Genomic DNA, 9,608 nt, shown 5'->3' on the forward strand with positions numbered 1-9,608 from the left:
AAAGCGGGCTGTCTGGAGTCGCCTCGAGCAGTTGCTGGCCCAGGTGATGGCCGCCAAGCTGGAAGTCTTCGACGCCGCGCGCCTGCGCCTGCAACTGGAGCAGCGGCAGATCCGCTTCGTCCCCGAGCAGTCTCCCTATTGCTGGGCCTACCAGTTGATCGCCCGCGGTTCCCGGTTGATCAACCAGATCGAAGCCTACGGCGTGGCACTGCTGCCGGAATTCCGCGACTGGAGCCTGCCGGACCTGCGCGATGCCATCGACCGGGAATTCTTCCTGTTGTCGGAAGCGCATTACCAGCGCTACATCGCGCCCTCGTTCCTGCAGGCCATCGACAGATAGGCGGTGTCTCCAGCGGAAAAGCCGCCCTTGGGCGGCTTTTTCGTCCGACCAACGGTCACTCCTTGCTGGCCAGCTCCTCCAGGTGGGCGATGATGTCGTCCGGTTTCAACACCAGCACGTCGCTTTCCAGGGTATCCAGCACCACTTCCGCGGTATTGCCGATCAGCGCACCGGACAACCCGGTGCGCGCCACGGTGCCGATCACGGTGACTACCGCGTCGAGCTTCTGCGCGGTGCGCGGGATCAGCACGTCGGCCGGACCTTCCTCGATGTGCAATTGTTCGTCGCTGAAACCGTACTCGGCCTGGAAGGTGCGGCAGGCCTCGCGATATCGGGCCTCTATGGTTTCGCTGAGCTGGAAGGTCGGGTCGGCGGAGGAGAGCATCGGCGAGGGGTGGGCGCTGATCACGTGCAGCGTGGCCTTGGCCAGGCCGGCGATGTCGTAGGCATGGCTGATGATCCCGGCGTGCAGGGAGCGGTGCTCGCCGTCGTTGTTGCCGACGTCGACCGCGGCGAGAATCCTTCCGCCCGTCCAGGGCCGGGCGGTCTTGGTCATCAGTACCGGACAGGGCGCGAAGCGCAGCAGCTTCCAGTCGTCCGGGGTGAGGATGGCCTTTTTCAGCGGGTTGTCGGGAAAGTGCTGCTTGATGATCAGCCCGCAGCCTTCGGCCTGTTGCTCGGCGATGATGGTCTGGTGCAGGGAGTCCTTCCAGGCCTGGTTGGTCGAGACGCTGTAGCCTTCCTCACGCAGCTCCTGGGCCAGGTCGTTGAGGGCGGCGCTGTGGTCGCGGCGCTTCTCGCAGACCAGCAGGTGCAGGTGCGACTGGGTCACGCCGGCGATCAGTTGTGCCCGTTTCAGCGCGAGACCTTCCAGCTGGTCCGGTTCAATCACCACGAGGATGCTGCGAATGGCTTGCATGATCGTCTCCCTGAGTGCTTGTGGTTATCGCTGAAACAACTCTAGACGCAATCCAGCCGCTGCTCTTGATGCATATCAAACGGGTCGGCCTGCCCGACCACCGCAGCTTCCGTATAATGCTCCGCCTTTGCTGCCCCGACCAGCGTCGTGGCAGACCCTTTCCAGAATGAGTGACCTGCGCCATGTTGCCCGAGATCGACCAATTCCTCGCCTGTTCCACTCCCGCCGCCTGGGTCGAGGCGGCCCTGGAGCGCCAGGACGTCATGCTGCTGGACCACAAGGCCTGCGAGATGAAGGCCGCGGCGACGGCGATGCAACTGATCGGCAAGTACTCCGGCCGCCTGGACCTGGTGAACAAGATGAGCCGGCTGGCGCGCGAGGAGCTGCGCCACTTCGAGCAGGTGCTGGCGATCCTGAAGAAACGCGGCATCCCGGTGGTCAATGTCAGCGCCTCCCGCTACGCCTCGGCGCTGCGCGATCTGGTGCGCAAGCAGGAGCCGCAGCGGCTGACCGATACGCTGGTGGTCGGCGCCTTCATCGAGGCGCGTTCCTGCGAACGCTTCGCCGCCCTGGTGCCGCACCTGGACGCGGAGCTGGCGAAGTTCTACGGCGGTTTGCTGAAGTCCGAGTCGCGGCATTTCCAGGACTACCTGAAGCTGGCCTACCAGTACGGCGACGAGGCCGACGTGGAGCGGACGATCGAGGTGGTGCGGGCCAAGGAGGCCGAGCTGATCAGCGGCCCGGACAACGAGTTCCGCTTCCACAGCGGCCTCCCGGTGGACCTGGTGGCCTGAGCCGGAAACAAGAAAGCGCCCCGCGGGGCGCTTTTTTTTGCTGCCTGGATCAGTCCTTGACCTTGAGGTCGAGGGCCAGGTCGCGGGCGGCCTTGGTCGCCAGAACGCCCATCAGCTGGCCGATCTCGTCCTGGCGGCTCGCCGCGCCGTTGGCGCCGGCACCCATCATTACGCTGGGAACGGGGGCCTGGGCGGCGGCTTCGGCCCAGACCTTGTTGATCGCGATCAGCGCGTCGAGCTTCGGCTGCAACGCGCCGTCCGCCTTGATCACCGCTTCGCGGGCGTAGGCCTCGGCGTCGGCGGTGATCTTGGTGGCCTGGGCGGTCACCGTGGCCTTGTCGCGCAGCAGTTCGGCGGTCTGCTTCTCGATCTCGGCGCGCTGCTTCTCGCGCTCGGCGTTGATCACCGCCAATTGCTTGTCGGTTTCCGCCTGGGTGGTGCGTTCGATCTGGTCGCGCAGGGTTTCCTGGCGCTTGGCCTCGACTTCCTTCTCGCCGCGGGCGGTGACCAGCAGCTTTTCCTCTTCTTCCTTCAGACGGTTCTGCCGCGCCACCGCCAGCTCGGCGAGCGCCTGCTGAACCTTGACCATGCGCTGCTTGTACTGCGGGTTGGGATCGACGTTGGTGATCCGCGCTTCCACCACCTCGACGCCGAACTTGCGGAACTGCTGTTGCTTGCGTACCGGGATGCCCTTGGCATCGGTGACCTTCTCGGTGACGAACTGGCTGGCGTTGTTGTCGCCGAACGCTCCCTGCTCGGTGCCGGCCTGGAGGATCGCGGTCTGGTGCGGAATGGCGCCGCGCGGCCCGCGGACTTCCTTGCGCTTGATCAGGTACAGGCCGTCGTTGAGCTGGTTCTCGAACTCGGCGGCGAATTCGCTGCGGGCTCCGGCGTAATAGTCGTCGGCGCTCATCAGCGAAGCGGTGGCCTGGAGGGTTTCCTTGATCGCCGGCACCAGTGCGGTGCGGATGAAGTTGTCCGGGTTGCGGTATTCCTGGGCCATCTTCAGGAACGGCTCGCCACCGGGCAGGCGAAAGCGCGCGGAAGACTCGACCTTGGCGTCGACGTTGCCGAGGAACACGATCGGGAAAGCTTCGATGGTGGCGCCGAGGCCGTCATTGTCCGGATTGGTGTCGTTAGCGTCCATGACCAGCACGGACTGCACGCTGATGGCCTTCTTCCAGGTGGTGGCGCGACCGAACCACTTGGTCGCGTAGCCGACGTCATCGACGATCTTCTCGTCGCCGAAGATGGTCCTTACGTGGGTCATGAAGCCGGCTTCGTTATAGAAGAACACGCCGTTGAACAGGCCGAAGCCGAGGGCGAGCACGCCGATGGGGGCGGCGACGAACTTGAGCAGGTTTCCCTTCGAGATGATCACGATCATTCCTTGATGTCGGTGGGGGAGCGCGATCCTGCTGAAAGGTGGCCCGCGACGTCAAGATGGACGGCGGAAAAAATGCGAATCGCATAATGCTTCGCTGAAAGGCCCGCATGGCGGGCCTGGGGTGGGTCAGAGCGGGAAGGGCGCCTGGCGATGGCCGTTGGCGTCGACCTCCAGGGCCCAGCCCTGGCGGTCCCAATCGCCGAGCACGATGCGCCGGGCGGGCTGACCGTCGATGTCCAGCGGGTGTTCGGCCGGCCGATGAGTGTGGCCGTGGATCAGGGTTCGCACGCCATGCCCGCGCATGACCCCGGGCACTTCTTCGGGCGTGACATCGATGATGTCGACGGCTTTCATGCGGGTCTGCGCGCGGCTTTCCTTGCGTAGCTTGCGTGCCAGCTTGTGCCGGGTGGCCAGCGGCAGGTGGCGCAGTACCCAGAGCGTGAGCGGGTTGCGCAGCCAGCGGCGCAGGCGCATGTAGGCCTCGTCGCGGGTGCACAGGCTGTCCCCGTGCATCAGCAATACCGGCTCGCCGTACAGGTCGATCACGCTCGGGTCGGGCAGCAGCGTGCATCCGGCCTCGCGGCAGAACGCCTTGCCGATGAGGAAGTCGCGATTGCCGTGCATCAGGTAGATGCGCGTACCGCCGTCGGCCACCTGGCGCAGGGACTGGGCGATGGAACGCTGGAAGGCGTCCATGCCGTCGTCGCCGATCCAGGCTTCGAAGAAGTCGCCGAGGATATACAGGGCCTCGGCCCGGCGGGCGCGCTCATCGAGGAAAGACAGAAACGCCCGGGTGATGTCCGGGCGTTCCGCTTCGAGATGCAGGTCCGAGATGAACAGGACGCTCATCGCTTCATTCTTCGACGATTTCGGCCTTCTCGATGATCACGTCCTCGGCCGGCACGTCCTGGTGGCCGCTGCGCATGGTGGTGGCCACGCCCTTGATCTTGTTGACCACATCCATGCCCTCGACCACTTCGCCGAACACGGCATAGCCCCAGCCCTGGGTAGTGGGGGCGGTGTGGTTGAGGAAGTCGTTGTCGGCGACGTTGATGAAGAACTGCGCGCTGGCCGAATGCGGATCCATGGTGCGAGCCATGGCGATGCTGCCGACCTTGTTGGTCAGGCCGTTGTTGGCTTCGTTCTTGATCGGCGCGCGGGTGGGCTTCTGTTTCATGCCCGGCTCGAAACCGCCGCCCTGGATCATGAAATTGTTGATCACGCGGTGGAAGACGGTGTTGTCGTAGTGGCCGCTTTTCACGTACTCCTTGAAGTTCGCCGCGGTTTCCGGGGCTTTCTCTTCATCGAGCTTCAGGGTGATGACGCCATGGTTGGTATGCAGCTTGATCATGTGGGTAATCCGCTTTGTCGTGAAAATCGAAGGCCTGTCAGGGGGTTGACAGCTTCGGCTATGATAAGCGCTTTGATTTGCCCGGCCTACCCTGGTCGGGCGAGAGCATGACCAAGGATCCCATGAGCAAGCCAGAGACCACCGCCGCCCCGAACTTCCTGCGCCAGATCGTTCAAGCCGACCTGGATGCCGGCAAGCACGCGAAGATCGTCACCCGTTTCCCCCCGGAGCCCAACGGTTACCTGCACATCGGCCACGCCAAGTCGATCTGCCTGAACTTCGGCCTGGCCCAGGAATTCGCTGGCGATTGCCATCTGCGCTTCGATGACACCAACCCGGCCAAGGAAGATCAGGAATACATCGATGCCATCGAGGCCGACATCAAGTGGCTGGGCTTCCAGTGGTCCGGCGAGGTCTGCTATGCCTCCAACTATTTCGACCAGTTGCATGCCTGGGCCATCGAGCTGATCAAGGCCGGCAAGGCGTTCGTCTGCGATCTTGGCCCCGAGGAGATGCGCGAATACCGCGGCACCCTCACCGAGCCGGGCCGCAACAGCCCTTACCGTGACCGTTCGGTGGAGGAGAACCTCGACCTGTTCGCCCGCATGAAGGCCGGTGAGTTCCCCGACGGTGCCCGTTCGCTGCGGGCGAAGATCGACATGGGTTCGCCGAACATGAACCTGCGCGACCCGATCCTGTACCGCATCCGCCATGCGCATCACCACCAGACCGGCGACAAGTGGTGCATCTACCCGAGCTACGACTTCACCCACGGTCAGTCGGACGCCATCGAGGGCATCACCCATTCGATCTGCACCCTGGAATTCGAAGACCATCGTCCGCTCTACGAGTGGTTCCTGGCCAACCTGCCGGTACCTGCGCAACCGCGCCAGTACGAATTCTCCCGGCTCAACCTGAACTACACCGTGACCAGCAAGCGCAAGCTCAAGCAACTGGTCGACGAAGGCCATGTCAGTGGCTGGGACGATCCGCGCATGTCGACCCTGTCCGGCTATCGCCGCCGCGGCTACACCCCGGAGTCGATCCGCAACTTCTGCGAGATGATCGGGGTGAACCGTGCCAGCGGCGTGGTCGACATCGGCATGCTCGAGTTCAGCATCCGCGACCACCTGGACGCCACCGCGCCGCGTGCCATGTGCGTGCTGAAACCGCTCAAGGTAGTGATCACCAACTACCCCGAAGGGCAGGTGGAGAGCCTCGAATTGCCGCGTCATCCGAAGGAGGACATGGGGGTGCGCGTACTGCCGTTCGGTCGCGAGCTGTTCATCGATGCCGGTGACTTCGAGGAAGTCCCGCCGGCCGGCTACAAGCGCCTGATCCCCGGTGGCGAGGTGCGTCTGCGCGGCAGCTACGTGATCCGTGCCGACGAGGCGATCAAGGATGCCGACGGCAAGATCGTCGAACTGCGCTGCAGCTACGACCCGGACACCCTGGGCAAGAACCCGGAAGGCCGCAAGGTCAAGGGCGTGATCCACTGGGTGCCGGCCGAGGGCAGCGTCGAGTGCGAAGTGCGCCTGTACGATCGGCTGTTCCGCTCGGCCAATCCGGAGAAGGCGGAAGAGGGCGGCAGCTTCCTCGACAACATCAACGCCGACTCCCTGCAGGTACTGACCGGCTGTCGCGCCGAGCCGTCGCTGGGTCAGGCGAACCCGGAGGATCGCTTCCAGTTCGAGCGCGAAGGCTATTTCGTCGCCGACCTGAAGGACTCCAGGCCGGGCAAGCCGGTGTTCAACCGTACCGTCACCCTGCGTGACTCCTGGGGACAGGGCTGAGGATAGACCGTGCTGCAGATCTACAACACGCTGAGCAAGACCAAAGAAGTCTTCACGCCGCTGGTCGGCAACCAGGTGCGCATGTACGTGTGCGGCATGACCGTGTACGACTACTGCCATCTGGGCCACGGCCGCAGTATGGTGGCGTTCGACGTGATCACCCGCTGGCTGCGGCACCGTGGCTACGACCTGACGTACGTGCGCAACATCACCGATATCGATGACAAGATCATCAATCGCGCCAACGAGAACGGCGAGCCGTTCGATGTGCTGACCGAGCGCATGATCGCGGCGATGCACGAGGACGAGGCCCGGCTGAACATCCTCAAGCCGGACCAGGAGCCGCGCGCCACCGATCACATCGCCGGCATGCACGCGATGATCCAGACCCTGATCGACAAGGGCTATGCCTATGCCCCCGGCAACGGCGACGTGTACTACCGGGTCGGCAGGTTCGCCGGCTACGGCAAGCTGTCCCGGCGCCGGATCGAGGACCTGCGCATCGGTGCGCGGATCGAGCCGGGCGAAGCGAAGGAGGACCCGCTCGATTTCGTGCTCTGGAAGGGTGCCAAGCCTGGCGAACCGAGCTGGTCGTCGCCCTGGGGCGAGGGGCGCCCGGGCTGGCACATCGAATGCTCGGTGATGTCCACCTGCTGCCTGGGCGATTCCTTCGACATCCATGGCGGTGGCAACGACCTGGAGTTCCCGCACCACGAGAACGAGATCGCCCAGAGCGAGGCTGCGACCGGCAAGCCCTACGCCAAGTCCTGGCTGCACTGCGGGATGATCACCATCAACGGCGAGAAGATGTCCAAGTCGCTGGGCAATTTCTTCACCATCCGCGAAGTGCTGGAGAAATATCACCCCGAAGTGGTGCGTTACCTGCTGATCGCCAGCCATTACCGCAGCCCGATCAACTACTCGGAGGAGAACCTGCGCGAGGCCAAGGCTGCCCTGGACCGTTTCTACAACGCGCTCAAGGGGCTGCCCGAGGCGGCGCCGGCGGAAGCGGCGGAGTATGTCGAGCGCTTCGCCGCGGCGATGGACGACGACTTCAATACCGCGGGCGCCTGCTCGGTGCTGTTCGAACTGGCACGGGAGATCAATCGTCTGCGCGAAAGCGACCTGTCGGCGGCGGCCGCACTGGCCACGCGCCTGAAGCAGTTGGCGGGCCTGCTGGGGGTGCTGCAACTGGAGCCGGAAGCCTTCCTGCAGGCGGGCGCCGAGGGCAAGGTCGATGCGGCCGAGATCGATGCATTGATCCAGGCGCGTCTGGAAGCCCGGGCGGCGAAGAACTGGGCGGAGTCCGATCGGATCCGCGACCAGCTCACCGCCATGGGCGTTGTACTGGAGGACGGCAAGGGCGGCACCACCTGGCGCCTGGCCGACTGATCCGCAGTGATCAATAAGAAGCCCTGCGAATGCGGGGCTTCTTATTTTGTTGCCGATGACCTCAGTCGTGCAGGTGTTCGGCGGCGTGCAGGGTATTTTCCAGCAGGCAGGCGCGGGTCATCGGCCCGACGCCGCCCGGTACCGGGGTGATCCAACTGGCGCGTTGCGCCGCCACCTCGTATTCCACGTCGCCGACCAGGCGGCCGTCGGCCTGGCGGTTGATGCCGACGTCGATGACGATGGCGCCTTCCTTGATCCACTCGCCCTTGACCAGTCCCGGCTTGCCGGCAGCGACCACCACCAGGTCGGCGCGCGACACATGGTCGGCCAGGTCGCGGGTGAAGCGGTGGGTCACGGTGACGGTGCAGCCGCCCAGCAGCAACTCCAGAGCCATGGGCCGGCCGACGATGTTCGAGGCGCCGACCACGACCGCATCCATGCCGTACAGGTCGGCGCCGGTGCTGGCGAGCAGGGTCATGATGCCTTTCGGGGTGCAGGGGCGCAGGAGGGGCATGCGCTGGGCCAGGCGGCCGATGTTGTAGGGATGGAAACCGTCCACGTCCTTGTCCGGGTGGATACGCTCCAGCAGCAGGGAGGCGTCCAGGTGGGCGGGCAGGGGTAGCTGGACCAGGATGCCGTCGATGGCGGGATCGTCGTTCAGGCGGTCGATCAGGGCCAGCAGGTCGTCCTGGCTGGTTTCGGCGGGAAGATCGTAGGCCTGGGAGAGAAAGCCGACTTCCTCGCAGTCCTTGCGCTTGTGCGCCACATAGACCTGAGAGGCCGGATCGGTGCCGACCAGGATCACCGCCAGGCCGGGAACGCGCAGGCCTTGCTGGTGGCGCTCGGTCACGCGTTGGGCTATCTGCTGGCGAAGGTTGGCGGCGATCGCTTTGCCGTCGATCAGTTGTGCGGTCATGTCGGAAGGGTAACCATCGAATCGGGTGGAAAAAGGACGCGCATTTTCGCATGGACGCCGCCCGGGGCAAAGGAGGCGACCCGTGGATTTGCCGTAACTCCTTTATATAGCTGAATTTTTTTAAAAAACCCGTTGACGGCCTTTCGCCCCCTGTATAACATGCGCCCCGCTTGCCGAGCACAGCCGGACGCAGGGTAAGAGGTAATGCAAGTCGGTTGCTGACTTTGTGATTGCCAGAGCTTAAAGTTTGCGCTCAGCATTGAATGCAGATGAATAAAGCGCCCGTAGCTCAGCTGGATAGAGCATCCGCCTTCTAAGCGGATGGTCGCAGGTTCGAGTCCTGCCGGGTGCGCCATTCGGCGAATCGGCAAGAAGCAGGCGATGTTTTACCGCAAGTCGTAATATGGTGGGCGTAGCTCAGTTGGTAGAGCACAGGATTGTGGCTCCTGGTGTCGTGGGTTCGATTCCCATCGTCCACCCCATATTCCGAAGCGCCAGGCCCGAGGCCTGGCGTTTTCATTTCCAAGCAGTGTCCCGCGGACGTGGTGGAATTGGTAGACACACTGGATTTAGGTTCCAGCGCCGCAAGGCGTGAGAGTTCGAGTCTCTCCGTCCGCACCACCTTCAGGCTCGGTTTGTCCGGCCGCTGCGGTTGAAGCCGGAACGTCCGGCACGATTCAAGATATGGTGGGCGTAGCTCAGTTGGTAGAGCACAG

The 9,608-nt window shown here is 64.0% G+C and carries 9 protein-coding genes and 3 tRNA genes; 7 read left to right on the forward strand and 5 right to left on the reverse strand.

The window, feature by feature from the left end:
* On the forward strand, positions 1–340 hold a 340-nt coding region (locus tag HMPREF2886_RS07995; RefSeq protein ID WP_070747119.1), incomplete at its 5' end, for a DUF1289 domain-containing protein.
* Positions 341–395: 55 nt separating this feature from the next.
* On the opposite strand, the gene HMPREF2886_RS08000 is transcribed toward HMPREF2886_RS07995, so the two are convergent.
* Positions 396–1,259: a universal stress protein gene (locus tag HMPREF2886_RS08000; protein ID WP_033973016.1), complete on the reverse strand. Its 864-nt coding sequence runs from the start codon at positions 1,257–1,259 to the stop codon at positions 396–398.
* A gap of 170 nt (positions 1,260–1,429) precedes the next feature.
* On the opposite strand from HMPREF2886_RS08000, the gene HMPREF2886_RS08005 reads away from it, so the two are divergent.
* Positions 1,430–2,053 (forward strand): tRNA isopentenyl-2-thiomethyl-A-37 hydroxylase MiaE, encoded by a 624-nt coding sequence (locus HMPREF2886_RS08005; protein WP_073648563.1) that lies wholly within the window; start codon positions 1,430–1,432, stop codon positions 2,051–2,053.
* A gap of 49 nt (positions 2,054–2,102) precedes the next feature.
* On the opposite strand, the gene HMPREF2886_RS08010 is transcribed toward HMPREF2886_RS08005, so the two are convergent.
* From HMPREF2886_RS08010 to HMPREF2886_RS08020, 3 genes are all read right to left on the reverse strand, one after another.
* Entirely contained in the window at positions 2,103–3,434 is a 1,332-nt protein-coding gene (locus tag HMPREF2886_RS08010) for an SPFH domain-containing protein (RefSeq protein WP_073648578.1), read from the reverse strand.
* A gap of 132 nt (positions 3,435–3,566) precedes the next feature.
* Positions 3,567–4,289, reverse strand: coding sequence for a UDP-2,3-diacylglucosamine diphosphatase (gene lpxH, locus HMPREF2886_RS08015; protein ID WP_070747087.1), 723 nt, complete (start codon positions 4,287–4,289; stop codon positions 3,567–3,569).
* A 4-nt stretch (positions 4,290–4,293) separates the two neighbouring features.
* Positions 4,294–4,791, reverse strand: a complete 498-nt coding sequence (locus tag HMPREF2886_RS08020) for a peptidylprolyl isomerase (RefSeq protein WP_003087890.1) — start codon at positions 4,789–4,791, stop codon at positions 4,294–4,296.
* Between the two features lie 122 nt (positions 4,792–4,913).
* Here HMPREF2886_RS08020 and HMPREF2886_RS08025 point away from each other — a divergent pair, with 122 nt between their 5' ends.
* Together HMPREF2886_RS08025 and cysS are read left to right on the forward strand one after the other, a co-directional pair.
* A complete protein-coding gene (locus tag HMPREF2886_RS08025; RefSeq protein WP_070747089.1) occupies positions 4,914–6,584 on the forward strand; it encodes a glutamine--tRNA ligase/YqeY domain fusion protein in 1,671 nt (556 codons plus the stop codon).
* A gap of 9 nt (positions 6,585–6,593) precedes the next feature.
* Positions 6,594–7,976 (forward strand): cysteine--tRNA ligase, encoded by a 1,383-nt coding sequence (gene cysS / locus HMPREF2886_RS08030; protein WP_033973026.1) that lies wholly within the window; start codon positions 6,594–6,596, stop codon positions 7,974–7,976.
* Positions 7,977–8,037: 61 nt separating this feature from the next.
* Here cysS and folD read toward each other — a convergent pair whose 3' ends face one another.
* Positions 8,038–8,892, reverse strand: coding sequence for a bifunctional methylenetetrahydrofolate dehydrogenase/methenyltetrahydrofolate cyclohydrolase FolD (gene folD / locus HMPREF2886_RS08035; protein ID WP_031652941.1), 855 nt, complete (start codon positions 8,890–8,892; stop codon positions 8,038–8,040).
* A gap of 278 nt (positions 8,893–9,170) precedes the next feature.
* Here folD and HMPREF2886_RS08040 point away from each other — a divergent pair.
* The 3 genes from HMPREF2886_RS08040 to HMPREF2886_RS08050 all read left to right on the forward strand — a co-directional run bounded on the left by HMPREF2886_RS08040 (position 9,171) and on the right by HMPREF2886_RS08050 (position 9,513).
* A tRNA-Arg gene (locus HMPREF2886_RS08040) sits at positions 9,171–9,247 on the forward strand.
* Positions 9,248–9,298: 51 nt separating this feature from the next.
* Positions 9,299–9,374: transfer RNA gene (locus tag HMPREF2886_RS08045), tRNA-His, on the forward strand.
* A 54-nt stretch (positions 9,375–9,428) separates the two neighbouring features.
* Positions 9,429–9,513 (forward strand) — tRNA-Leu (locus HMPREF2886_RS08050).
* Positions 9,514–9,608 lie beyond the last annotated feature (95 nt).

Source organism: Pseudomonas sp. HMSC066A08 (assembly GCF_001813025.1).
In the GTDB taxonomy this organism is placed as follows: Bacteria; Pseudomonadota; Gammaproteobacteria; order Pseudomonadales; family Pseudomonadaceae; genus Pseudomonas; species Pseudomonas aeruginosa.

Bases quoted from the DNA above. Each gene is read 5' to 3' on its own strand.
- HMPREF2886_RS08000 (WP_033973016.1), bottom strand. From the start codon at position 1,259: ATGCAAGCCATTCGCAGCATCCTCGTGGTGATTGAACCGGACCAGCTG.
- lpxH (WP_070747087.1), bottom strand. From the start codon at position 4,289: ATGAGCGTCCTGTTCATCTCGGACCTGCATCTCGAAGCGGAACGCCCG.
- folD (WP_031652941.1), bottom strand. From the start codon at position 8,892: ATGACCGCACAACTGATCGACGGCAAAGCGATCGCCGCCAACCTTCGC.
- HMPREF2886_RS08025 (WP_070747089.1), top strand. From the start codon at position 4,914: ATGAGCAAGCCAGAGACCACCGCCGCCCCGAACTTCCTGCGCCAGATC.
- HMPREF2886_RS08020 (WP_003087890.1), bottom strand. From the start codon at position 4,791: ATGATCAAGCTGCATACCAACCATGGCGTCATCACCCTGAAGCTCGAT.